Here is a 24,333-nt window from a genome sequence, read left to right as displayed (position 1 = left end):
GCGTAAAAGTCTACCCGTTCACAAGGGCAAGCTCCTGCTCGCGGTAACGGCTGCCGGTGACCTTTGTCGGAGCGAGCGCCTCGCCGATCTGTTTGAGCTCATTGTCCGACAAGGTGATGTCGGCTGCCGCAGCATTTTCTTCCAAATGCTTGAGCTTGCGCGCGCCGGGGATCGGCACGATGAAGTCGCCCTGATGCAGCACCCAGGCCAGTGCGAGTTGCGCCGCCGTTACGCCCTTTGCCTGCGCCATGTCCTTCAACGAGGCGACGAGGGCAGCGTTCGCGGCCATTGCGTCAGCTTGAAAGCGTGGCAGGTTCTTGCGCCAGTCATCGGCACCAAGTTCATCGGGTTTATTGATTGCGCCGGTCAAGAGACCACGACCGAGCGGACTGTAAGGGACAAAGCCGATGCCAAGCTCGCGGCAGACCGCCAACACCTCCAGCTCCGGATCCCGGCTCCACAGCGAGTATTCGCTCTGCACCGCCGCAATTGGGTGCACATTATGAGCGCGCCTTATCGTGGCAGCGCTTGCCTCCGAAAGGCCGAGTGCTTTCACTTTGCCTTCCTTGACGAGGTCCGCCATGGCTCCGACAGTTTCCTCAATCGGCACGTTGGGGTCGACGCGGTGCTGGTAGAAGAGGTCGATCTGCTCGATTCCGAGCCGTCCGAGAGAGGCCTCTGCTACTGCCTTTACATGTTCGGGGCGGCTGTCGACGCCGACCATGCGCGACGGCCCTTCGCCCTCATCGGTGATCTTGAAGCCGAACTTGGTTGCGATCACGACGCGATCCCGGTGCGGTTTCAAAGCCTTGCCCACCAGAATTTCATTATCGAAAGGACCGTAGACCTCTGCAGTATCGAAGAAGGTTACGCCGATCTCGACAGCGCGGTGCAGCGTGCGAATGGCGTCTGCCTCATCCTGACCGCCATAGGCGAAGGTCATCCCCATGCATCCGAGGCCCACCGCCGAGACGTTGAGTTCGTTTCCGAGCATCCGTTTTTTCATCACTGATCTCCTTTTATGATGAATGGAAGATAGGACAAGGAAGGTTGTTCGTTAATTCGCCTGGAAATTCACACGCTGTTCTATAGAATGGAACAATGGACAGAAGTCGCCTACCTCAACTTGCAATCTTCGCTACCGTGGCCGCTTGCGGGGGATTTCGGGGGGCGGCCAAGGAGCTGGGGATAGCACCGTCTGCTGTGAGCCACGCCGTCTCGAGCCTGGAGGCTGCTCTGGGAGTTCGGCTCTTTTCTCGCACGACCCGAAGCATCGCGGTAACGGAAGAGGGCGCGCTGCTTCTAAAACGGCTGAGGCCGGCGCTGGGCGAGATCGATCTGGCGCTTGATGCGGTAAAGGAAATCAAAAACCGTGTAGCCGGCAATCTTCGCCTCAGCGTGCCACCCTTTGCGGCGCATTGGCTTTTGGCGCCACGCCTTGCGGCTTTCAGCAGGGCTTACCCGGGCGTCGTTCTGGAAGTCCGGGTCGAGGAGCCGTTCAACGACATCGTCGCTGCGGGCCTTGATGGCGGCATGCGCCTCGGAGAGAGCCTGGACCCGGATATGATCGCCGTCAGAATGAGCGCTCCTATGCGGGCAAGCGTCGTTGCTTCACCCGCTTATTTCGAGGAAAAGACCGTGCCGGTCCATCCGCGTCAACTGATGGATCACGCTTGCATTCGGCGCCGATTTGCCAGCGGACAGGTCTATAGATGGGAATTCGAAAAAGATGGCGAAGAGCTGGTCCTTGATGTCGATGGCCCGCTTATTCTAGGCGACGACCGGCTGGTGATCGAGGCCGCGCTAGACGGCGCCGGCATCGCGTTCCTGCTAGAAAACATGGCGAACGCCGCCGTTGAAGAAGGGCGGCTGCGTTGGATTCTTGCCGATTGGTGCGCGCCGTTTCCCGGTGTCTATCTTTATTACCCAAGCCGGCGTCAGATGCGCCCAGCACTGCGCGCCTTTATCGAGTTCTTCAAGCATGCAGGCTGACAGTCATGCAAGTTGCCCTGGACCGTTTTGCCTGCAAAGTGGGGGAGGAGCCTCCCAGCCGGGCGGGATGACGTTGGAGGTGTGGGACCGACCCATGGCGCGCTGGCCGGCAGCAATGATCAGGCACTATTTCCACAAGGCTTTGCGCGTTCACCGATCCCAAGGAAGCGATGCCCTTTCTAATGATGCTGACCATGGATGGCCGGAACCGTGAACGAGGCAGTCTGGCCGCCAATCACACGGTGTTCAGGCGTGACAATTTCGATCAGTACCTTATGTTTGCCAGCCGGCAGGCCCGTCAGAACAATTGCACCCGTGCCGCCTGCATCCGCCCAGCGCCACGGAAGATCGTCGACGTTGACGTGCAGGTGGCCCACCCGTGGCGATACGTCGCTTGCGCCGGGACCGAAAATCGGCAGGATGCGAAAATTCTCCGTCCGATACGGAATAATGGCCACCCCTCGCGTGGTGAGTGGTTCTGCAAGGGGCTGATCGACAAGTAGTTTCGGCTCGGGCTCATCCTTGATAGGTAAAAACTGAGTCTGGACGCTGCCTGGCGTTTGGGCTTGGGCAATCGCGGTCGCTACAGTCAGAAGAGCGATTGCAGCAAGGCCGAGGGCTCTAACGGTCGTGATCATGACAAATATCATCCTATGATAACCGCGCCGGTCGAGACCGGAGATTTCCGATCGCCGGCGCGATGTCTGGTTGAAGGAAATAACCGAGATGCGGATCAAGCCACGCTGAGCTCGACTTCGATGTTGCTGCGGTGGCCTTCGAGTAAGGGCAAAGCTGGTGCGCCCGTTCGACAAGGATGGTCGCCAGTTCAGGCGCGCTTCCCGGCAGGCTCACACTCAGCCGCGCGCGTAGCAGATAGCCATATCACTCAAGACAAGGTCGACTTCGGTATTGATCGAGGCATCGGCAGGCAGGCGGAGGTGGCGCTTGCGACCGCGCCGAGGAAACATGCGGACCAGCCCGCCGCAAAGAGCTGCTCGGGATTGGCGCCAGCGCCCGTCGATCCGGGTGGCGACAGCTTGATGTCAAGACGCCCGTCTAAGCTGCGCGAGGCGCCGTCGCGCCCGCCGGTGGTGTGGGTTTTACCCGTGTAGACGACTTTCGACATTTCATTTGGTCCTGATCGGATGTCAGCCGGCCTGATAGCGGGCTGCTGGCTTGTTGGTGGACAGATTTCCCGCCATGGCCTGCCGGGCGCCGTCGAAGGCATCCCATTGGCCGGCATCGTGAAGGCTCGGGATGGTGACGAACTCCTTGCGCGAAAGCCCCAGTAGGGCAGCGTCGACCAGGTCTTGAGCCGGCATGACCATTTCTTGCGGCAAGTGCTGAACCGGAAGCCCCGCGACATCCCAGAAGTCAGTCGCAGTGGCACCTGGGAGAACGACCTGTACGTGGACGTTGCTGTCGGCCAGTTCCTGGCGCAGGCTCTGGCTGAAGGAGAGAACAAAGGCCTTCGTGCCGCCGTAGACGCCGTTCAATCTTTCCGGCGCGACCGCCACGATCGAAGCAATGTTGATGATCGTCCCCCGGTCCCGCTCGACAAACCCAGGGACGGCTGCGTAAGTGAGGCGCATCAGCGCATCGACATTGAGCGCAATCATCGCGCTCATGGCGTCGACGTCGGACTGGATGAGCGAGGCGGCCGCCCCGACACCGGCATTGTTGACCAGCATCGTGATCCGCGGGTCGTCAGTGATCAGCGTTGCGACCCGGGCGACGTCGTCCGTTTTCGTGAGGTCGGCAGTGACGGTCAAAACGGTGCGGCCCGTCCGTTCGCGGATGGCAGCCGCTACTCGTTGCAGCCGCTCGCCGTTTCGCGCGACGAGCATCAAGTCATAGCCCTGGCGGGCAAGTCGATCCGCATAAAGGGCGCCAATGCCGCCCGATGCGCCGGTAATGACGGCGATTCCTAACGTTTCCTGCATGGCATTTCCTTTCGGGTTGTCGTGGACACAGCCGAGCGTCAGTTGCGATTTGTGGACTGCGATGGGTACGAATATGAGCTCGCCAAAGTTGGCCCGGTAGCGAGCAAAAATGAGAGCCAGCCTCTCGTTTGACAGACTTGATCAGCGTTGGCGCTGATACCGAGGTGCCGGCTCACTGTTCATGAGGTCGTCAAGCAGTGCCTTGCGTGCGTGCTCATAACTCGCCCAGCGGCCGGTCTTTACCAGCGAGGGGATGGTGATCGCCTCGCGACGGTCGAAACCGACCATCGCGGCATCGACGAGATCGGCAGCCGTCATCATTGCGGGTATTGCTTCAGGCACGCAGGCGGGAAACCGCCAGAAATCGGTACGCACCGCGCCGGTCAGAACGCGCTGAACATAGACGTTTTGATGTGCTATGTGCGGCCACTGCTGCGGGGCGTGCATATGCCTTAACGTTCATTCCGATCAGGCGATCGAGATTGAGCACCCGGTCTTCCGGAAGCGGTTTGCCAGCTGGCAAGTCGAGATTGACGACAAGGTCAAAGCCCTTCTCCTCCACGAACCTAGCCTCCACGCCTTGGAGGCCTTGGTCCGTCGAAAGGTCGACAGCAACAACCTCGACCGCCACATCGGTCTCAGCTTGCAAAATGCTCGCAAGGGCGCGATTGGCCGGTCAGGGTTTTTTGCGAGCAACACGAGGTCATATCCGCGGCGAGCAAGGCGGTCGGCATATAACAAGCCGATCGCGCAGGACGCCGGGTGAAGAGGGCCTTGGGGTGAGTTCGCGACAGATGTAGTCGTTGCCACCGTTTGGGACTTGCCGGATTCAAGAGGTTGCCTCTCGCATTCTTGCTCTACCGCCCCGGGTGGCAATGCTCGATCCTCGGCGCCGATCATCAACAGGTCGTGACTGCCCGGTTCGATCAGCGCAAGGCGGTCATATCGAGGCTTTGAACCTTCAAAGGAAGAAGAACATGAACACGCAATTGAAACGGAAGATCGCCTTTGCCCTGTCGATGGGTATCATCACAACCGGAATTATCTCCTTCGTCCTTCTTGCGCTCAACCTCGGCTTTTCAAAAGGATTCGTCCTGACATGGCTGCGCTCGTGGAGCATCGGGTACCTAATCGTCATTCCCGCCATCCTGCTGATCGGACCGCGACTTCAGGCGCACGTCGATCGCCTGGTCCGATGATGAAAGGATCACCGATGGGCCTGGCTGTATGTATGAGAGCCTGCAGAAGCTGAAGGTGAATAGGTCGGCCCACCAGCCCCGTGCCCAGCTGAACAAAACCCGCGCGGATGCCTGGAAGAGCCTTTAGGAGAGGATTGGCCAAGCAAGCTCAATTCGGTTTCCCGGGAGTTGAAAACAAGACATTTCCAGCGATGGAGCAATGGCCACATGACTACGGCAGATGCTTTCTCCAATCACTACGTGCATTTTACAAGGACCAGGATTACTTCGAGGCAAATCTCGGCCTGCTCAAAAACAGCGGTGATGGTGGTCTGGGGTGAGAATGACTTTATATCAAGAAAGAAATGGGAATCGAGCTTGCCGAAAGGGGTCAATGCGGAATTCTCGCTCCCTCGCGGCGTCGGACACTACTCAAGACCCGGAGCGGACAATCGACAAGGTCCGCGCGTCATTGCGGTGAGTGCGCAATGCCACCATAGTTGCCGCACGTCGCGCGGAACCGTGGCAATGCCCAGTCGATGAATGTGCGCACCTTCAAGGCAAGAAGCCCTTGGCGCGAATAGACGATATGGATCGGCCTCGGCCCGCTATCGTAGCCTTTCAGGATCGGCACAAGCGCGCCAGCGGATAATTCGTCGGGAATCTGGTAGTCGAAGAGGCGGGCGATTCCGACGCCGCCTAACGCCGCGGCAACACAGTTGGCTGCGGTGTTGACCTCGATGCGGCTTCGCGGCACCGCTTCGATTGGTTTGCCCTCAACTTCGAATCCCCAGAAGAATGACCGGTTGCTGAACATGATGCCCTCGTGGTTCGGCAAATCGGTGGGATGTTGAGGAACGCCATGCCGCTCCAGATAGGCTGGGCTGGCACATGTCAGCAGGCGAAATTCGCCGGCCTTAACCGCATACAGCGAACTGTCGGCGAGTTCGCCTAGCCGAATGGCAACGTCCACCTGCTCATTCACAAGGTGAACTGAACGGTCGAGCGACAGAAGGTTCAACGTCACCTCCGGGTGCTCTTTCATGAAGTCCAGCGCGATAGGCAACACGTACCGACTTCCGAACTCCACTGGCATTGTGATCGTGAGGATTCCACGCGGCGTTTGATATTCGCCGGAGGCTCGGCGTTCAACCTCTTCGAGGTCTGCCATGATCTTGCGTGCGGCTTCGACATAGTCGCGCCCGGCGTCGGTAAGCTGCAGATTGCGACTTGTTCGGATGATGAGACTTGCGCCGAGGTGCCGTTCAAGATCGGCGACCTTGCGGCTGACGCTGGGCAGGGGAGCATTCAGCCTGCGGCTGCCAGCCGACAAGCTGCCGGCGTCGATGACCGCAAGCAGTACCCGCATCGCATCAAATCGATCCATAGGGCCCAACGACTGGAATGACCTTTCAAAGGTAGCCGAAATCACGTCCGGTGCCTAGATGGCGGCCTCGGCGACAATCGTTGCCGCGAACACTTACGGGACAGGCTCATGCGGGTCATTTATACGCTCTGGGGCAACCGATCCTGGCGTGACATTTGACACTCGCACGACTGGCCGATCACAATGTCGCCAGGACTGCGTTCGACAACCGGCTGCCGTAATTCGCGCGCGTGCTCACCTTCTTTTCCAGCGCTTCGATCACCACGGAGGAGAAATCCACGCCGTAGAGCCGCTCAATGTTTTGGAGCCCACCCGGCGTGAATACGTTGATCTCCAATATCTTGGAACCAATGATATCGAGACCGACCAAGAACATGCCATCGGCGACGAGCTTCGGTCTTACGATTTCGGCGACCTCAAGGATTTCTGGCGTGACCTTCACTGCGGCTGCGGTTCCAGCCGCGCTGATGTTGGAGCGCACCTCGCCCTTTGCCGGGACCCTGCGAAATGCCGCATAAGAACCATCCTTTTCCAGCGGCCTGCCGTTCATCAGAAACAATCGAATATCGCCTTCGACGGCATCGGGAAGATAGCCCTGGGCGATCAGATATCCCTCGCCGCTGACTGCTTCGAATATCTGATTAAGATTGGATTCCTTGCTTGATTTGATCTTGAACACGTGCCGGCCGCCCGATCCTTGAAGCGGCTTGAGGACGACGCCACGCTTCTGGCTGTCGATGAAGGCCCTGATCTCGTCCAGGCTCTTGGAAATAAGAGTAGTCGGCCGTATGACTTCGGGGAAGTCTTGAAAATAAAGCTTGTTCTGGGCCTTCGCCAAGGCGTCGGGATCATTGACGGCGATCACGCCGCGCTCAACCGCAAGCCGTCCGAACATTGCCCCGACATGCGCTGCCCAAGGCCGTTCATCGGCGTCCAGGGATGGGTCGTTGCGCAGGAAGAGAACATCGACATCCACCACGTCAATCGTTTTGGTCGAGGTTTTCTCATTAAGGGTCGCGATGAATGCGTCGGCGTTCTTGGGTTTTCCAACACCTGGAATGATGGCCCGCACAGAGAGACTGTCATCCGGTCGAAGCACAAAACCATCGGGCGTGACGTAGCAGATATCATGGCCACGGGCCATCGCCGCAATCGCCAGAGACGTCGTCGTAAAATACGAAGCCTCGCCCTCGATGGAGTTCACGAAGAACGCAATGCGCATCTAGCTTTCCTTTGGTTGGACCATGTCGATGGGCCGCATTCCCTGTCTGGCCCTGTCGAGCCTTTCGCGCCCTTCACCGGTGGCGAGAAACAGCGGATAGACAGACGGTTGCTTCAGCAACCCGCGTGCTGCAAGCTCTTCCATGACGCCAAAATGAGAAGAGGCGATCTTTCCCATCCAGAAGGGTTCAAGCGCACCGCCGCGCTTGAGGTGATCCAGGAGCTGAAGCAGTCCTCTCAGGTAGATCGCGTCTTTGGCGAGACCGCCGCCTCGGTAGACCCGCAGCGCAAGATTGAACGCCCCGAAGTGGGTGAATTTATAATCCTGAACCAGACGATAGAACGCATGTTCAAAGGGCACGTCCGCAAGCATGTCGGCGCATGCGACGACGCGGGCAGCAATTAACTTCAGCCGTTCCACGGTCATACCGCCTGAGAGGTATTCGGCGAACACCGCAAGACCTTCCTGCATCCCTTCATAGCCAGAAAGGCCAGAGCGAAAGAGCCGCAGGCCTTGCGAGGATCCGTTGAAGTAGGTGAGCAGGTGGACGCCGATCTCATGGGAAAGAAGTGGCTCCACGCGCCGTCGATCCATATTGGTCGTCTTTGATATCAGAAGGCGATGATTGGTCACCATCAACCCTGATGGAAGATCATCGCGAAGCTCGATTTCGACTTTGAAGTCCGGCCAGGCCCGCCGATACATAGCGATCATTGCCTGCGCCCGTTGCGAAACATAGTTGGCGTCCGCATTCGGCGCCTCGGAAACCCGGTCGTCAAAATCAGCCGGGTCGTCGTTCGAAAGCATGCCGAGAATGCTTTCGGCTTCGGCAAGAAGAGACGGTTCGACAGGCCCGTACAACGCTCTTCCGAACTCAATGAAGCTGGCTGCCTGGCGCGACGCGATCAAGGAAAGCTGCAAATCCACTTCGCGCTGCTTTTCCCGATAAAGATCGTAGAGAACCGGGTCTTCCATATGATCAAAGGAAACCGAAAAGAGGTGCTGCTTTGCGCTTTCGACCTGGATGGTCAAAGGCCGGTAGAGGAAGGCGGGATCGCCTTTGAAACTGTTCGACTTGAACTGTTGAAACGCCTGCTGAGCGTTGATGGGGGTAACCGCAAGGAGCACGTCAAAGGCCGAAGCAATTTCATCGATGCCCCGGTCAACACGGCTCACGGCATCAACAAAGGCGCGTCGGCCCAAGGATCGATGCGATGTTAGTTTCAAGATGCCACGAGAGCCTATGAATGCGGCACATGCCCGTAGCCCGGCATCGAACAGGGTTGCAATCAGCTGATCTCGAAGCTCCGGGTATATCTGTGCGGACTCGGGCGCGCGGTAGATCGGAGCAAACTCGGCCGATAGGACGGCGCAACCGGGTAAAATAGAAATTTCCTCATCGATCACCGATGGTGGAGCGCCTCGTTCCTCGACCCTTGGCGTGCGAAACCGAGCTTCGCTCGCCATGACGGCCTGCGAGAATGCCTCTTTAGCTACAACGGCATTTTCGGTTGACCAGACCGAAACCTCGAAGGGGGGCAGATAGGGCGCGTCATCGGTAAGGAACTTGTCGCGACCAAGCTCTCCGCTTCTGATGACCAGGAATGATCCAAATCGTTCGACCGCGATGGCGCTAAGAGCCTGGATGACGGGCATGACCTGCTTTGGGGTCGATGCGAGAAGATACGAAGCGTTTGACTGTGTTACCGAGCGGGCAACCTCTTCGGTCTTGCGGGTCTCAACGTAAATGAAGAGGAAGGGCAGCAGTCGATCAATATGAAGTCGCCCGCCTTCCGGCAGCTCCTTGCGGATCGGCTTATCATCACGCAGACACTGTGTGACCTCCTCCAGCCAACTTTCCTGAACTGCCGACGTCTGTTGCATCATCGAGGCTGCCCCACAATGCGTTCCAGAAGCGGAACCGCCGCCGTTACCGCGTCGCGAAGCTTGCCGAGTACGGCGTTGTCCGGCTGCCCGGTCCATTCGTCCATGAATATCTTCTTGAACTCGATGGCGATGGCACATCCCGTCTTGGGGAACTGCTCATGGATAAACCGTGTTTGCTCTCCCTTGCCCTGGAAGGCGATATTCTCGCCCACAGCCAGCGGCTTGTCTCCGATCTTGAAGGCTCGGAAGTGCTCCATCAACGGATCAACGACATGCGCCCAGCGATCGCGGTCCATCGAGAAGGTACCGATGTTGATATCTGGGGCTTGCTCGGGATCGGTCCGGATGTCGGGACCGGCGCGGCGATGGTTATAGCTGTGGACGTCGAGAAGGACGAACTCCCCGTGGTTTCGCTCAATAGCCTTTAGAAGGGAGCCAAGCATTTCATAGTAGTCATCGTAAACCATCAGCGAGGCCAAGTGTTGGGAGGCGGGAAGGCCATTTTTCCAGACGGTTAGCCCCCAAGCCTGCTCGGGACGGAAGTAGACGGCCTGTTCGCGACCCCGGTTGAGATCGATCTCAAACCGAGAACGATGAAAAACGATCTGGTTCGGCACGCCACTGATCAGGACGGCTGTGAAGGGGTCTTCCTCACGAAGACGCTCGGACTCGCTCAAAGCACAAAGCGGCAGCAAGTCCTGCCGCATAAGCCGACCGTCATGGATTGCCGTCGCGATGACCGGAGATTGGCCTCTCCTGACGCTCCATAAAGAACCGGTGGCGGAACACGCGCTGTTTAAAACCTCGATCTGGTTTGTCAGTGATCGACCTTTCTGAACCAAGCCCTGCCTAAAGTTGTCGGGATTGCTTTTCCGCCAGCTGGACACGCCGGTGCTCCTTGGTTGCCTCTGCTTTTTCGCGATCTTAAAGAGAGTGGATCACAATCAGGACCAACGAAGGCGGGACGATCCTTCAATGGAGGGACGACCGGTCGATGGCTGCAGAAGGTTTCCGGACACATATTATCTACCGATTGCAGGGCTCTCGCCTGTTAGAAAAGAAGGTAGATCGGCGTCCACCTTGATCAAGATGGGCGGCATCGAGGCATTTGCAGGAGGGGCACGAACACTTCGACGGGCGGGCATTGATGTTCGAGGAAACAAAGCCTGCCTGAACCGACGGATTGATCATCTTGAAAACGTGAGGTTCGCGGCCTTGGCTGCGAAATTTATGGAACAGCCAAGCCGGTCAGGTTTTGATGTGAAAGATGCATTTTGGGCCGGTTCAGGAGCTGGATGGACAGCGCATGTTGAACGAGAGCGCATTGGCTATGCGCGCCGGCAGGTGGAACATGCTCGCTATCTGATCGTCGGTGGTTGCTCCGGCACGCGGGCACCGCATTCGGCCGTCACAGATCTTAGCGGTCATTTAGCGCGCGTAGGTGTCGGAAAAAGGAGGAAGAATGCTCAAGATAGGTTCGATTGTCTGGGGTGTAAGGGATGTCCCGCGTGCCATTGAATTCTGGTGCGCTGCTTTGAATTATAAGCCCGCGAGGGAGCCGTCGGCGGATTGGGCGATCCTCGTTCCGAAAAAGGGCGAGGGGCAACAGATGGCGATCACAATCGTCTCATCTGATCCTGAAACGCATCAGCGCCATCATCTCGATCTTTACGCATCCAATCAAAAAGCCGAAGTCGAGCGGTTGTTGTTAATCGGCGCGCAACGCGTCAACTGGCGCTATCCAGAGGAAGCGGACTACATCGTCTTGGCTGATCCAGACGGCAACACGTTCTGCGTCATTCAAAAGGAATGAGTTCCGCATGACGTCGATTTTCCACCAAGCCCTAAAGAGCTTGCGCTGGATAGTGAGCCCGAAGTTGAACGGGCCGGCTTGGCTGTTTTCGGCGGTGATCATGCGAGCAAAAGGCGATGAGTGCGGGCAGCAGTTGCAGGGCCAGATCGCCAGATGTGGGGTGAACGCGCGTCTCGTTGGCCGACCATGACGCGCGAGAGAGTGCGCGCGAGCCGGAAGACGAGCATGTTTTCGCGAGAAGAAACCCCAAGGCTTAGATGCACTGAGCAATGGAAATCGGCTACTCCTAGGAAACCATCTTGGAGGCACGCCAATCGACAAATGCGGCCAAAATTGCTGCCAGCAATGCGAGTGATGCCGATATCAGCATCATACCGAGCAGTACATGCGTTGCACCTGCCTTCACAAGGAACAGGCCGGCGATTGAGGCTGTGAGCGCACCGCCAGCGGTTGTCATTGCAGCGGCCAGCCCCGCCGCGGTACCGGCGAGATCGGCGCGCACCGACAGCACGCCTGTGTTGGCGGCGGGCATGGTCAGTCCATTGCCGATGCCGATGAACATGCAAGGCCCAAAGAACGCAAGAACGTGGGCTGCTGTCGCCAAAATCGATAGGATCAGGCCAACCAACAGCCCCATACACGTTATGAGCCGCCCGACAATGAGGGTGGCGCCTAGCGCGTGCTTTGAGGCGAAGCGGCCAGCCAAATAGCTACCCAGGATGAAGCCCGCCGGGACCAACCCCATGTACAAGCCGAGTTTCGCACTTGAGCCGTCGAGCGTGTGACCGACGGCCAGTGGTGCTCCGCCCAGGAAGATGTAAAGTGTTCCCATGGACCAGGCCATACACAGGGTGTAGGCCCAGAACCGCGCCGAACTCAGGAGCTGTCCATAGGCGGCAAGATAGTTCCCATGCGGTCTCTGTGAGTGCGCGGCCGTTTCCCTTAAATCACAAAGGGCCAAAGCGAGCATAGCTGCACCAAGGACCGCAAAGACAATAAAGCTCGCCCGCCATCCAAACAACTCGTCCAACGTCCCGCCAAATATCGGACCGAGCATCGGCGCAACTGCCCATCCCACGGCGGCGTAGCCGATTTTGCTTGCGGCTTCGCGCTCGCCCGATGTCTCCTTGATCAGGACGAGGGCCACGGAAAAACACGCAGCAATGGACGCCTGCATTGTTCGAAACAGAAGGAAAACGCCGATATTGGTCGCCAGTGCACAGCCAACGGACGCGACAATGAAGATGGAGACAGCCATCAATACGACCGGCCTGCGCCCATATCGATCCGTCATCGCCCCTGCGATGACCGCTGTCAGCGCCGTTGCCGTTGCATAGCCCGCAACCGAAAGATTGACGAGCGCGAAATCAGCTTGGAACGTGGCTGCAATGTTCGGAAGCGACGGCAAGATCATGTTCACCGGCAGCACCGCAAGCGCCGAAAGCAAGATGAGGGTCGCTAGCCGGGGCGGGGCAGTCGTCAGGGTTTTGTCCGTTTTGCCGGTCAATCGGGTGCACGACGTCTGAAGGGGATTTTCGCTCGTCATGGTTTTGTCCGTCTCGTCAGTAGGGATTGCGGAAGTCTGACGAGGCGCGGCCCAATCTCGGGGGCATAAAAAAAGGCCCCGTCAGGAGCCTGCTTACCGCGCATGGGTGCTTTCGCCGGATGATTATACCATCCTGCCCATGCGCCCTATCACCACGACGAGAACCATTGCGATCTTCATGAGGATACAGCTAGAGAGGAATTTGCACGTCGTCAACGCGTATCCTCTGCAGACCACGCCCAGGCCAGGTATGGCGATGATCGCTTGGGCCGCGCGCTAATGCCCGCAACAGGGTCCGACGCATAGAGGAACCAGAATTATGTGCTGATCTCGCCGAGCTCCCGCTCCTGGAAAACAATTTGCCACGCCGCTCATCGCATCAAAGTGGATTGCCGTACTCCTCTTTAGCGGTTAAAGCGATGTCGCACATTCTGGTGGGGGTATCGCGATGACGAACAACGCACGTAAGATCATCACACTTCTTGGTCTGCTGGCTATGATGACTAGCAGCACTGTCTATGCCCAGGACGGCAAGACGCTTTCAGTTACCGATGACCGCGGGGTCAAAGTCGAGGTTCCATTTCAACCGAAGCGAATCGCTTCGATCTCGTATTTTGCGGATGACGTAGCGCTCGCATTGGGTATCAAGCCCGTCGCCAGCACCTACATGACAGCCGGCCGCGAACCTGACTTTCTTCTTGGCATGACTGCGGGTATGAAGCAGATCGGCCAGCGCGCCAAGCCTAATCTCGAGCTTTTGTCGGAGGCTAAGCCCGACCTGATCGTCGCGATCCGCCGTTACACGCTCGGCAATGCACCGCAACTCGAAAAGATTGCTCCCTTCGTCGCCTTTAACATGGAGCTCCTGGACGGGAGCGACCGCGAGATCGCAGAGCTTTCAAAAATCCTCGGCAACCCTGAGCGCGGCATCCAGCTCAACAAGGAGTTCCGCGAGCATCTTGCCGATTTTGCGGCAAAGGCACCCAAGGACGTGCGCCCCCGGTTCGCGATCATGTGGGGTGGCGAAACACCCTTTGCGTTCCACACCGAAAATACGGCTGCCTCCATCGTAACTGCGATCGGCGGCGACAACATCGCCGGAAACATGACGCCGGGCGGGGAGTTCGGCATCGATTTGAGCCTGGAGACAATGCTCGAGAAGGATCCCGAAGTTCTCTTCATCTATGACTCTGGTTCGGACCGGCCGCATGAGAACAACCCGATCTGGCAGGAGCTCACCGCCGTGAAGAACAAGCGGGTCTTCTACGTCGGCGACCAGTGGGTCGAGACGAACGGTCCGATTGCCCGCGAGATCGTCCTGCGTGAGGCCGCCCACTATCTCTATCCCGATGCGTTTTCTGCCGTCGACGTGAGGGCGGAAGCTGCGAAGATCATTCCGGGTGAGGCCCAGAACTAAGGCTAATGATCGCGACGACGATGGACGCACGGAAATCCTCAATAGCCATTGGGTTCGTCGTCGCCGCGACTTTGTTGATCATCGTCCTGGGGCTGCTGCCAGGCGCGAAAATGCTATCTCTCGAGAGTGTCCTGCGCGTGCTTTGGGCTCCAGACGGCAAGATCGACTCGATCCTTGTCTGGACCCTGAGGCTGCCGCGAAGCCTTGCGGCTTCCATCGCGGGTGCCGGACTGGCGGTTTCGGGGTATCTTCTACAGGCGCTGACGCGCAATCCACTCGCAGATCCGGGAATCACGGGCGTGACTGCCGGAGCGATCGCGCCTATCGTAGGCTGCTTCGTTCTTCTACCGTGGCTTTCTTCAGCCTATTATCCGTTCGTTGGCCTTGCGGGCGGTCTTGCCGCTGCTTCGGTGACCTTCTGGGTGTCGCGCGGCGGAAACGGACGTCCGCTGCACCTGGCGCTCGGCGGCGTCAGCATTTCCCTTTTCCTGGGCGCTATCACGATTTACGTCTTGCTCCTGGCAGGGCCGCAATCGACCGCGCTTCTGTTCTGGTTGTCCGGAGGCTTCCAGGGGCGCACGTGGTCGCACGTGATTCATATGCTGCCATGGGCTGTCGTTGGCGTGGCAGGCGCCTTGTTGCTGCACCGCGTGATCGCCATGTTTTCACTCAGCGACCACGCTGCCGCGGGCATGGGCCTCCAACTCAATGTCTGGAAGCCGATTCTCCTAGTTCTCGGAATCTGTCCCGTCGCAGGCGTTGCCCCCGTGGCGGGTCCTGTCGCCTTCGTCGGCCTTGCTGCGCCCCATATAGCTCGTCTGCTGAAGCCGCGGGGGGCCGTTTGGGAAATCGCCCTGACTGCGGCTATTGGGGCGCTGATGGTCACCTGTGCGGACCTCATTGCCCGGACGATTGCCATACCCAAGGAATTGCCCGTCGGTATCATCACGGCGCTTCTGGGTGGGCCGGTCTTCATCTATCTCATTCAGCGTGGACGTCTCGACTTCAAGGGGCAGGGCGCATGACGGCGGGTTCGCAAGTCCTTGGCAGACCAACACCGTGGCTATTGCCGGCTGCCGCACTGATTGTCTTCATGTCCTTCGCAGCCGCGGTTTTCCTCGGCGTAGTGGACATTCCCGCGTCGGACATTGCCGCGGTCCTTGCCGGAAATGGCTCACCTGAAGCCCGCTCCATCATCCTCGATATCCGCCTGCCGCGGATCGTCACAGGCATCCTTGCCGGAATTCAGTTCGCTGTTGCGGGATTTTTGCTGCAGACCATCACGCGAAACCCTCTCGCCGATCCTTCATTAATGGGGGTGTCGCAGGGGGCGACCTTGACGGTGACAGTCTTCCTTCTTTTCACAGTCTACATTTTTAATCCCGGCTCGAACACAGTAGCCGAACTTCCGATCGCCTGGCTGCCAGCAGCCGCCATGGTGGGCGGCATGACTGCAGGCGGCCTCATCTACCTGCTTGCCTTCAAGCTCGACCTCAGCCCACTCCGGGTCACGCTCTGCGGGATTGCAATTGGAGCCGTGCTCCATGCTCTTGCCATAGGCCTTATAGCAGGTTGGGGGTCGGCTCGTATTGAGATCATTCTCGAGTGGCTCTCGGGCAGCCTTTACGCGCGCACCTGGGAGCATGCGCTCTTCCTTCTGCCGTTCACGATCGCCGGCCTGGTCGTCCTGCCCTTGATCTACCGTCCGTTGATCCTGTTGCAGTTCGACGCGCCCGTCGCCCGTTCGTTCGGAGTGTCATACCGCAAACAGTTTTCCGTGGTGCTATTGGTCTCCTGCGCCCTTGCTGCGAGCGCCGTCGGCGCGGTCGGGCCAATCGTCTTCGTCGGGCTGATCGTTCCGCATCTGTCTCGCTTCCTGGCCAGACGCAATTTCCAGATGGTACTTCCTTTGACCGTTGTGCTTGGTGCGGTCATCGTCACCCTGTGCGATCTCATCGGCCGCCTCGTCGGTCGCGCCGAGGAGATTCCCATCGGCGTCGTCACAGCAATCGTCGGCGTGCCGGTCCTGCTCGCCCTTCTACGCAATGCCCCTTGAGATCGCTCATGCCTCTGAGTTGCTCGCAGTTGTCGGTTTTTTACGGTCGTCGCAAGGCGCTGGACGGCTTTCGGCTTTCCTTGAATAAGGGGGAAATCCGCGCTCTCATCGGCCCGAACGGATCCGGCAAGAGTACGGCCCTGCAAGCGATGGCCGGCCTGATCGATCCCGCCGAAGGCCACGCCGCAATCGAAGACGTTCCCGTGGCGTCCATGTCGCGACGGGCCATTGCCAGGAAGCTTGCCTTCCTGCCACAGCAACCATCAGCCCCTGACGAGATGACGATTGCGCAGCTGGTGCGGCAGGGCCGTTTTGCGCATGTCGGTCTGTTCCGCAGCTATAGCCGCAAGGACGAAGCGGCTGTCGAGTGGGCGCTCGAAAGCACAGGCCTGACGAGCTTGGCCGATAGGACGCTTCAGCAACTCTCCGGCGGTGAACGGCAACGCGCCTGGATATCGGCGGCGCTGGCACAGGAGGCGGGCATTCTTTTGCTCGACGAGCCGACATCGTTCCTCGATATCGGCTATCAGGTCGAGGTTCTTGACTTCGTGCACCGGCTAAGCAGGGAGAGGGGCGTGACGATCGTCATGGCGATCCACGACATCAATCAGGCGATCGCCGTCAGCGACCGCATCTCGCTGCTGGAGAAAGGTGAGCTGCGCTTCGACGGCGAGCCGAGGGCGCTCGCCCAAAGCGGCCTCATCGAAAAGACGTTTCGGGTGAAAGGGCGGTTTGTCGAGGTTGCCCCGAACAAGCCGCCGCATTTCGACGTCGAGCTTACGCGGCTACTCCGCCCCGACGCTTGACCAGACGGAAGACGACCTTGGTCTGGGTGTAATAATCCAGCGCGTCGGCGAAATCCGGCGTCCAGCCGTCCTCGACGAAAGGAATGAAGCCGTCATATTCCAGCTTTCTGCCGGAAACGTCGAAGCCCGCCTTGGCGAAGGCACGCCCGTAATCGGAGATGGAGCGGTCCTGCACCACCGTGTTGGTGCGTTTCGCCACCAGTTCCCGCCATTTCGGCCAGAGGGGATTATCGGTGTGGCAACCGGTCACGGCGTAGTAAACGCCACCTGGCTTCAGCGCTCTCCAGATATCGGCAGCGTGTGCATCAATATTCTCGATCAGATAGATCACCTCGTGGCTGATTGCGAGATCGAACTCCTCCACCCAGCCTTCGAGCGATCCGCCAACCGCATGCTGGACAGGAAGATTCCCTTTGAAGGCCTCGGCCTTGGCGATCGATTGCTCCGCGATGTCAATGCCGAGGGCCTTGCGGAACGGTCTGATGGCGTAAAGATGACGCAGGAGGCCGCCTTGATTGCAGCCGAAATCGAGAACGCACTTTTCCTTGAGATCACGCTCGACGATGAGGTCGACAAGATGTCGCCAGATAGGGGCGTGCCCATCCGCCATCCTCTCCTCGGCTTCAGGATCGACGTACCAGGTGGCGATGGTTTTCGGGGCAATTTGGCTCATGCTTGGTTTCTCCGATGCGACTCATCCGACGCCGTCTCATAAGTTGGCGAGCACGATGTGGATAGGTCTTGAAATCACGAAAACTGAACTTTCTGCGTAAAGCCGGGTCGGACGCAGAGGCAAAACTGGAGCAAGAACGGCATTATCCACGTCGATCTCCTCGATGGCGTCGCGGCGGCTTTCGAGCACCATCTTTGATGACGCGAGCGTCTGGCAGCAAAGGTCCGTGGTTGAGGACACAGCCGGCGTAAGGTGAGTTAAGGACTAGCTCGTTCGCATCGATCCTGATTATGGAGTCGTGTTGCAACCCGTGAAACAATTACTCTTTAGACTGAATGCTCCGCTCACCTCTCCTCTAGCAGCGGGCGGCAACCTATATCAGCGCTGAATTCACTTTGCAGTATTCGTGCCTCGACAGGAGACATGTATGAACCAGAACCCATATGAGCTTTTGGGCGTGAAGCCGGATGCGAACCAAAAGGAAATTCAAAGCGCTTTCCGCAAGCTCGCCAAGAAGTTCCATCCTGACCTCAATCCGGGTGACAAGAGAGCCGAGACGCGGTTTAAGGATATTTCCGCTGCCTACGAACTTCTGAGCGATGAGGAAAAGCGTGCCCGCTTCGATCGCGGCGAGATCGACATGACAGGCGCCGAGCAGGCGCCGCGCAACTATTATCGCGACTACGCCTCGGCGAGCGGTCCTGGCGGTCCCTACCATAATACCTCCGGCTTCGCCGATTTCGGCGACGCCGACGATCCTTTTGCCAGTTTCTTTTCGCGCCGCAGCGGTGGCGCGCAATTCCGCGCCCAAGGCATGGATCGTCAGTTCTCGATGGAGGTCGACTTCCTCGATGCCGTCAACGGCGCCAGAAAGCAGGTCAGATTGCCGGATGGCCCGCCCCTCGACGTGCAGATTCCGGCAGGCACCCGAGACGGACAGATGTTGCGGCTGCGCGGCAAGGGCGAGCCGGGAATTGGCGGTGGACCGGCGGGCGATGCGCTGATCGATATCCGCGTTCGTCCGCATCGCTTTTTCACTCGTGATGGTGACGATATTCGCCTGGAATTGCCGGTTTCGCTCAGCGAAGCCGTGCTCGGCGGCAAGGTGCGCGTGCCGACACCCTCGGGTCCCGTCAATCTGACGCTGCCGCCGTATTCGAATACAGGCAAGGTGCTGCGCCTCAAGGGCAAAGGTGTTGTAAGGAGGGGCGGTGAACAGGGCGATGTCTATGTCACTCTCAAGATCGTCCTGCCTGACAAGCCGGATGACCGGTTGACCGCATTCGTCAAGGATTGGGCCGAAACGAGCGCGCAGGATCCAAGAAGGAGCATGGAGGTCTGAGCATGGATGATGTTGAATTCCGGCGTTTCCTGAGGATCGACGTCACCGAGCTGAATTTTTGGATCGAAGAGGGATGGCTGGTGCCTGATGCCGTGGAGGAACGGCTGCGGTTCCACGACAGCGATGTCGCCCGCGCGCGATTGATCCTCGATCTTACCCGGAAGATGGGACTTAACGAGGCTGGCGTCGATGTCGTTATGGACCTGATAGACCAGCTTCACGGGCTGCGCGGAACCATGCGCCGGCTATTGACCGCGATTGGTCAACAGGAGCAGGAGGTGCAGCAACGGCTGCTGAGCGCCCTCGCCGATCTCGAACGCTATCGCGACTAGGCCGCTGCCGGACCAGCACGGTCATTTGAGCCTCCGTTAGTTCCACGCGGGCCCGAAGGCAACTTCAGTGGCGTTGACCGCGGTGACGATGTTATACTGGCGCGAAGGGCCTTCCAAGGCGTCTTTCGGGATTTGGTCTGATGGGTTCCGCACTCTGAAAAACGCGACGCTGCCTGAGAGACAACCCCGCAGCCGGCAGTGCAGACGTTTGCCATTCGCAGATCGTTCGGTGCTGCTGCACTTGGAAAAAGTTACAGCGTTTCAATTGCGTTCGTCAGAACCAGACGTCAGCGACCGTGCGTCCATCAAGCGGCAGATCGTGAAAGCTGTGGAGGCCGTCAAAGCGGCGCAGTGGAACTTCCGCCACCTGCTGCGGATCAGCGAGGCGAAGATTGACAGCTATTCTTGTTCGGCCGTTGTCGTTTGGCCTCAAGCTGCGCCAGGCGATAAGGTTGCCGCAGAGCTTGCAGAAATTGAATGAGATCCTGCGAGACCCGCAAATATACGCTGCCATAGCATTCCCTGGGTCTTCGACGGCGATTTCCTGACCATCGTATCCGTAGGTCCACAGCACGCCATAGCGGCGGCAGACCGTGCAATTGCAGATCGTGGCATCGGGTATGTCTCCTCGATACTCCCAACGCACAGCGCCGCAATGACAAGTGCCACGCGTTATCTTAGGTACGATTCGTACCGGCCGTCCCATGGCGCGTTTCCATCTGCATCCGTACCTGTTCGCCTGCCAGCTGATCGTGGCGCTGGTCGCGGGAGACTTCCTTAGCGCCTCTCGGAGTAAGCTAAACAGCGCGCCCGTCTCCCGGCTCGGCGAAATCCGAGTGCTTCATATCATTGCAACCCAGAGGAGCGCAAGCTTCGTAGCTTGCGCCGTCCATAGCACACAAGGCCATGGCCCAAATGCGGCCATATGCGGTGAAACGGTGGCCCGAATGGCGATCGCCACCGTTGGCACGCCAACCCTGCCGAGCGTGAAACTCAAATTGCAGCAGCATATCCGCGTGGAGCCAGCTCCACCATTGGCACTCAGGCGGGGGATACGACCTCAAGGCTGCGGTGCAGGATCGGCCTCCAACTCTGGAATCTCAACCTCGCGGACGGCAGCAAAACCGGATTCGCCAGCTGGCAATCCCTGAAGCCGACGGTTGCGTTAAGTCGTCGATTGTCCATTGATATGTCACAATAGTTGCACCAATGACACAGACGGATCCTGTCGTGCCATAATTGCCTTATTTTCTTGCTACCTGATGTTGCCCCGTCAAAGTCGGCTGGTATCTCTCGATATACGCGAATCGACGATGGGGAGACGTGATGAGGAAACTGGCGCCAGTGGCATTGATTGCCATTCTCAGTGCATGTGCAAGACCCGCCGACGGACCAAGCGCCAGCAATATCTACAACACCACACTCCCGCATTCTAACCAGAAGGTGCCGGTGCTGCGTCTTGCGGATGCTCCTGCTGCGCCGGCGAATATCTCCGCTCTTTCCTATGCGCCTGCCGACCGCGGCCTGGCGGTCCTGCGCTCCGGCGGCTATTCGGACGCACGCCTTCGCCGCGGGGACGTCATCGACGTGACGATCTTCGATTCGGGCGAAGAAGGCCTGTTTTCATCGACGCAGAGCAAGACGCTCAATCTCGGGCGCTTCACGGTTGATTCCAGCGGTTATGTCACGATGCCTTTCGTCGGCCGTCAGCGCGTGCTGGATTCCTCTCCCGAGGCGCTGCAGAGTCAGATCGTCAGCGGCTTGCGCGGTTCGGCGGTCAATCCGCAAGCGGTTGTGACGGTCGTGGACAAGCCGACGAGCGGTGTCACGGTCAACGGCGGCATCAACAAGCCGGGCGGCTATCCGCTGACGGCGCGCAAGGAACGCGTCCTTGATGCGATTGCGCTCGCCGGCGGGACATCGTCGGACCCAGGTTCATCCAGTGTAACCCTCATTCGTGGCCGCCAGCGCGCCAGCGCGCCGCTCGAACGGGTCATGAGCGACAATTCGCAGAACGTCTACCTGCTGCCGGGCGATCAAGTCATGATCGACAAGGATGCCCCGAGCTTCACCGCATTTGGTGCTTTCAAGAGCGTTGGTGAATTCGAATTCCAGCCGGGCAAGCTGACGCTTTCCCAGGCACTCGGACGCGCAGGCGGCCTGCTCGACGACCGCGCGGATGCGAGTAATTTCTATCTCTTCCGCAACCAGCCGGTCTATTCACCGGCCACCATGGTCAATGGAAAGCCCGTCGCCCCGGCGCGCATTGGCGCGAAGCCGGCGATCTACAAGATCAACCTGCGTGACGCCTCGAATTTCGTGCTGATGCAGCAGTTCCAGATGCAGGACGGCGATATCCTCTACGCGAGCAATGCCGGTCTCGTCGATGCGGCAAAGCTTTTGACGGTCTATCAGAAGAGCGTGCCGACGGCGGCCGCTCCCCAGCCCGGCGCAACGAACTGACGCGTCAGCCGGCCGCCATCACCTTCTTGAGAAGTGCCCCGGCCGATCGTGCATCGGCAGGGCGCTTGCCAGCATCCTCTTTGCTGAACTGCCCAGCCAGCGCGCGAAGGCCGGCGGCGTCTTCGTTGGCGTGATCTAGAAGATAATCGATGAGGCGGCCGAGCGAATAGATATCGCTCGACGGCATAAGAGACCGGCCAGCCTGTTGCTCGGGCGAGACGAAAGCCGGCGAACCGGCATGGGCGATCTCGAATTCCGCATGACTGTGACCGATTTCCAGTGCAATGCCGAAATCCGCCAGTTGCAGTTGTGACACGTCTTCGCCCGGGATCAGCAGGTTGCCAGGCGCAACATCGCAATGGACAAGGCCTTGGTCGTGGGTTGCGGTCAGGGCGGCAAGCAGCGCCAGAGTCAGCGAATAGACCTCGCGCACCGACAGCGCTTGCAGGCTCAAGCGATCGGCAAGGCTTTTGCCGATCCAGTCCATGAGCAATGCGGGCCGCCCATCGGCGAGCCGCAGCACGGCCCGGGTCGGGGCGATATTGCCATGCCGCATTCCAAGGCCAATCGTGCCTTCGCGCAGAAGCAGCGCGCCTGCAATCGGGTCGTCCGCCATGGCGGCCGGAACCGACTTGATGGCATGCGACGTGCCCAGGTCACGGTGGCGCACCTGCCAGATCTCGCTTCGCTTACCGCGGTGGGTGAACATTTCAAGGCTGAAGGTGTTGGCAATGATAACCGGATCATCGTCGTTCAGCCGGTTTTCGCGACGGTCGAGTGCGTCGCGGATGCGGTCTACAAGCATCCGGCGCTCGTCTTCCCGCCGCCGTCCTTGCGGGCCGTCGCAAAGAACCTGCATCATCGCCGAATATCTCGCGGCGATCTCGGCAAAATCCTTAGGACCGCTTCCGGTCATGGGCTTTTGAGCTCGATGACGAGGGCGCTCAGATTGTCACGGCAATTGCCGATCAAGCCCTCCTGTACGAGGATATCGGCCGCCTCCCTAGGGGAAGCGGACAGCAGGATTTCGGCAATCCCGCGCTCTGGCACAATACGCGCAAGAGGGGCGCTGCAGAGCATGAGCCGGTCGCCGTGCCGAGCCTCTTCCAGAAGCACATCAGGCACGAGTTGCCGCCGAAGCCCGACGGCATTCGTCAGTACCCGCCGGATGCCGATCTCGACATGGTCGCGGGTCAAGCAGCGCATCATGCCGTCGCGCACGAGGTAACAGCGCACGTCTCCGGCCCAAAGCACGGCAATGAAACCGTCAAGAATGGCGGTCGCCGCGATGCTTGCCAACGGCGGCTCGCGCCCTTCAGTGGCGGCTGCCGATTGCAGCAGACCATGCGCACGCCCGAGCTTGCCTTTGATATCCTGGACGAATGCCTCCATGGTTTGCGGCCGCTCGATCGCTGAAAGGGCATTGATCGTCAGACGCGCCGCCTTGACGGCAGCCAGGCCGTCTCCGACGCCATCGGCAACGCAAAAAAGCGGAGGCTCGTCGGAGACCAGGAGAGCGTCGGCATTGGTCGAAAGCCTGGTGCCGGCATGTGTTGCATGGCTGCGCTCAATTACCAGCCCCGGCCTGACGGGTGGTTTTGGCGGTGCAGGCGGCGAAATCGCAGCAGCCCGGCTCGGCAAGCTTTCCGTTACGGCTTCCGTGCCACCGAGCAGCCGCATGAAATCCTCGGCTTTCGGCGCCCCTGCCGTCCTGAAGCCAATGACCTTGCCCGTACCGGGTTCTGACTGCCACCAAAGCGATGTCGGTGGTGCACCGGCGCCACCGCGGCTCTCGCCCTCCGATGCCCTTGGCAGGCGCAACCGCTTCAATATCGTGGAGAAATGGCCAATGTCAAAGTCGCGATTGCCGACCGTCTCGGCCAGGCCTTCAGCTGCGGTGAACCAGGTGGCATCGAGATAGAGCTGTCGGGGATGGTCGGTGAAGTCTCGCAATTGAGCCGCAATCACGAGCGGGAAGCTGCGTCCTACACGGTCCCTGCTGGGCGACAATACCCCGGCAATGGCCGAACGGCTCCAGATTCCGGCCTCGACGATGAAGCGCCAGCTTGGCGTTTTGCCGAATTGTTGCTGCCACTGTTCGCCGAATGCATGGGCGCAGGCCGAAAGACCATTCTGCAGCCAGCGATCGAGCTCGGAACGCACGGCGGTGTCGAGACCGGACGAGACGAAATCGCCGTGTGTCGGCACCTTGCCGAAAAAACCGATCCGATCGGTCTCAGCAGCCTTTGCGTCAACGGCGGTCGCTCCGTTCATGG

24 protein-coding genes and 1 pseudogene are annotated in these 24,333 nt (G+C 59.2%); 11 read left to right on the top strand and 14 right to left on the bottom strand.

Annotated features, from left to right (window positions below):
* Positions 1-10: 10 nt before the first annotated feature.
* Positions 11-1,006, bottom strand: a complete 996-nt coding sequence (locus RGR602_RS31235; RefSeq protein ID WP_040115831.1) for an aldo/keto reductase — start codon at positions 1,004-1,006, stop codon at positions 11-13.
* A gap of 95 nt (positions 1,007-1,101) precedes the next feature.
* Between RGR602_RS31235 and RGR602_RS31230 the strand changes: the two genes are divergently transcribed.
* Positions 1,102-1,992: a LysR family transcriptional regulator gene (locus RGR602_RS31230; protein WP_040115830.1), complete on the top strand. Its 891-nt coding sequence runs from the start codon at positions 1,102-1,104 to the stop codon at positions 1,990-1,992.
* 179 nt (positions 1,993-2,171) lie between these two features.
* Here the strand turns inward: RGR602_RS31230 and RGR602_RS31225 are convergent, their stop codons facing one another.
* From RGR602_RS31225 to RGR602_RS37825, 4 genes and pseudogenes are all read right to left on the bottom strand, one after another.
* The gene (locus tag RGR602_RS31225; protein ID WP_052451935.1) at positions 2,172-2,630 is read right to left on the bottom strand and encodes a DUF6130 family protein; all 459 of its coding nucleotides are present in this window, start codon (positions 2,628-2,630) and stop codon (positions 2,172-2,174) included.
* Positions 2,631-2,725: 95 nt separating this feature from the next.
* Positions 2,726-3,118 (bottom strand): annotated as a pseudogene (locus RGR602_RS36645) (organic hydroperoxide resistance protein).
* A gap of 22 nt (positions 3,119-3,140) precedes the next feature.
* Entirely contained in the window at positions 3,141-3,935 is a 795-nt protein-coding gene (locus RGR602_RS31220) for an SDR family NAD(P)-dependent oxidoreductase (protein ID WP_040115829.1), read from the bottom strand.
* A 141-nt stretch (positions 3,936-4,076) separates the two neighbouring features.
* Positions 4,077-4,382 (bottom strand): hypothetical protein, encoded by a 306-nt coding sequence (locus tag RGR602_RS37825; protein WP_133938591.1) that lies wholly within the window; start codon positions 4,380-4,382, stop codon positions 4,077-4,079.
* A 530-nt stretch (positions 4,383-4,912) separates the two neighbouring features.
* Between RGR602_RS37825 and RGR602_RS31205 the strand changes: the two genes are divergently transcribed.
* Both RGR602_RS31205 and RGR602_RS37820 read left to right on the top strand, forming a co-directional pair.
* Positions 4,913-5,134 (top strand): DUF2798 domain-containing protein, encoded by a 222-nt coding sequence (locus RGR602_RS31205; protein WP_040115826.1) that lies wholly within the window; start codon positions 4,913-4,915, stop codon positions 5,132-5,134.
* Positions 5,135-5,268: 134 nt separating this feature from the next.
* Positions 5,269-5,454, top strand: coding sequence for a hypothetical protein (locus RGR602_RS37820; protein ID WP_170251562.1), 186 nt, complete (start codon positions 5,269-5,271; stop codon positions 5,452-5,454).
* Between the two features lie 128 nt (positions 5,455-5,582).
* Here RGR602_RS37820 and RGR602_RS31200 read toward each other — a convergent pair whose 3' ends face one another.
* The 4 genes from RGR602_RS31200 to RGR602_RS31185 form a co-directional block, all read right to left on the bottom strand.
* Positions 5,583-6,500 (bottom strand): LysR family transcriptional regulator, encoded by a 918-nt coding sequence (locus RGR602_RS31200; protein ID WP_040115825.1) that lies wholly within the window; start codon positions 6,498-6,500, stop codon positions 5,583-5,585.
* 178 nt (positions 6,501-6,678) lie between these two features.
* Positions 6,679-7,722, bottom strand: coding sequence for a glutathione synthetase (locus RGR602_RS31195; protein ID WP_040115824.1), 1,044 nt, complete (start codon positions 7,720-7,722; stop codon positions 6,679-6,681).
* Positions 7,723-9,609: a flavohemoglobin expression-modulating QEGLA motif protein gene (locus RGR602_RS31190; RefSeq protein WP_040115823.1), complete on the bottom strand. Its 1,887-nt coding sequence runs from the start codon at positions 9,607-9,609 to the stop codon at positions 7,723-7,725.
* On the bottom strand, positions 9,606-10,430 hold the full coding sequence (locus RGR602_RS31185; protein WP_052451934.1) for an N-formylglutamate amidohydrolase: 825 nt from the start codon (positions 10,428-10,430) through the stop codon (positions 9,606-9,608). Before RGR602_RS31185 ends, RGR602_RS31190 begins: the two co-directional genes overlap by 4 nt.
* A gap of 641 nt (positions 10,431-11,071) precedes the next feature.
* On the opposite strand from RGR602_RS31185, the gene RGR602_RS31180 reads away from it, so the two are divergent.
* Complete coding sequence (locus tag RGR602_RS31180; RefSeq protein ID WP_040115822.1) at positions 11,072-11,422, top strand: VOC family protein; 351 nt, start codon at positions 11,072-11,074, stop codon at positions 11,420-11,422.
* A gap of 286 nt (positions 11,423-11,708) precedes the next feature.
* On the opposite strand, the gene RGR602_RS31170 is transcribed toward RGR602_RS31180, so the two are convergent.
* Positions 11,709-12,836 carry an MFS transporter gene (locus tag RGR602_RS31170; RefSeq protein ID WP_407692075.1) on the bottom strand — a complete coding sequence of 376 codons (1,128 nt, stop codon included), beginning with the start codon at positions 12,834-12,836 and terminating at the stop codon, positions 11,709-11,711.
* Positions 12,837-13,416: 580 nt separating this feature from the next.
* On the opposite strand from RGR602_RS31170, the gene RGR602_RS31165 reads away from it, so the two are divergent.
* From RGR602_RS31165 to RGR602_RS31150, 4 genes are read left to right on the top strand one after another with little or no spacing between them, the layout of a single operon-like run.
* A complete protein-coding gene (locus RGR602_RS31165) occupies positions 13,417-14,385 on the top strand; it encodes an ABC transporter substrate-binding protein (RefSeq protein ID WP_040115819.1) in 969 nt (322 codons plus the stop codon).
* Between the two features lie 20 nt (positions 14,386-14,405).
* The gene (locus RGR602_RS31160) at positions 14,406-15,410 is read left to right on the top strand and encodes a FecCD family ABC transporter permease (RefSeq protein WP_040116643.1); all 1,005 of its coding nucleotides are present in this window, start codon (positions 14,406-14,408) and stop codon (positions 15,408-15,410) included.
* Entirely contained in the window at positions 15,407-16,441 is a 1,035-nt protein-coding gene (locus RGR602_RS31155; RefSeq protein ID WP_040115818.1) for a FecCD family ABC transporter permease, read from the top strand. Before RGR602_RS31160 ends, RGR602_RS31155 begins: the two co-directional genes overlap by 4 nt.
* Before the next feature lie 8 nt (positions 16,442-16,449).
* Positions 16,450-17,247, top strand: coding sequence for an ABC transporter ATP-binding protein (locus RGR602_RS31150; protein WP_040115817.1), 798 nt, complete (start codon positions 16,450-16,452; stop codon positions 17,245-17,247).
* On the opposite strand, the gene RGR602_RS31145 is transcribed toward RGR602_RS31150, so the two are convergent.
* A complete protein-coding gene (locus tag RGR602_RS31145; protein WP_040115816.1) occupies positions 17,219-17,920 on the bottom strand; it encodes a class I SAM-dependent methyltransferase in 702 nt (233 codons plus the stop codon). The genes RGR602_RS31150 and RGR602_RS31145 overlap by 29 nt on opposite strands.
* 427 nt (positions 17,921-18,347) lie before the next feature.
* On the opposite strand from RGR602_RS31145, the gene RGR602_RS31140 reads away from it, so the two are divergent.
* Complete coding sequence (locus RGR602_RS31140) at positions 18,348-19,262, top strand: DnaJ C-terminal domain-containing protein (protein WP_040115815.1); 915 nt, start codon at positions 18,348-18,350, stop codon at positions 19,260-19,262.
* Positions 19,263-19,264: 2 nt separating this feature from the next.
* The gene (locus RGR602_RS31135; RefSeq protein ID WP_040115814.1) at positions 19,265-19,594 is read left to right on the top strand and encodes a chaperone modulator CbpM; all 330 of its coding nucleotides are present in this window, start codon (positions 19,265-19,267) and stop codon (positions 19,592-19,594) included.
* 274 nt (positions 19,595-19,868) lie between these two features.
* On the opposite strand, the gene RGR602_RS40060 is transcribed toward RGR602_RS31135, so the two are convergent.
* Positions 19,869-20,300, bottom strand: a complete 432-nt coding sequence (locus tag RGR602_RS40060; protein WP_082046740.1) for a GFA family protein — start codon at positions 20,298-20,300, stop codon at positions 19,869-19,871.
* A 620-nt stretch (positions 20,301-20,920) separates the two neighbouring features.
* On the opposite strand from RGR602_RS40060, the gene RGR602_RS31125 reads away from it, so the two are divergent.
* Positions 20,921-22,057, top strand: a complete 1,137-nt coding sequence (locus RGR602_RS31125) for a polysaccharide biosynthesis/export family protein (protein WP_040115812.1) — start codon at positions 20,921-20,923, stop codon at positions 22,055-22,057.
* Between the two features lie 4 nt (positions 22,058-22,061).
* On the opposite strand, the gene RGR602_RS31120 is transcribed toward RGR602_RS31125, so the two are convergent.
* Together RGR602_RS31120 and tagF are read right to left on the bottom strand one after the other, a co-directional pair.
* On the bottom strand, positions 22,062-22,973 hold the full coding sequence (locus RGR602_RS31120; protein WP_040115811.1) for a protein kinase domain-containing protein: 912 nt from the start codon (positions 22,971-22,973) through the stop codon (positions 22,062-22,064).
* The gene (gene tagF, locus RGR602_RS31115; RefSeq protein WP_052451933.1) at positions 22,970-24,331 is read right to left on the bottom strand and encodes a type VI secretion system-associated protein TagF; all 1,362 of its coding nucleotides are present in this window, start codon (positions 24,329-24,331) and stop codon (positions 22,970-22,972) included. Before tagF ends, RGR602_RS31120 begins: the two co-directional genes overlap by 4 nt.
* Between the last annotated feature and the right edge of the window lie 2 nt (positions 24,332-24,333).

The sequence above is a fragment of the Rhizobium gallicum bv. gallicum R602sp genome, from assembly GCF_000816845.1.
In the GTDB taxonomy this organism is placed as follows: domain Bacteria; phylum Pseudomonadota; class Alphaproteobacteria; order Rhizobiales; family Rhizobiaceae; genus Rhizobium; species Rhizobium gallicum.
Note: the sequence above shows the minus strand (reverse complement) of the source record. Positions and strands in the feature narration are given on the sequence as shown.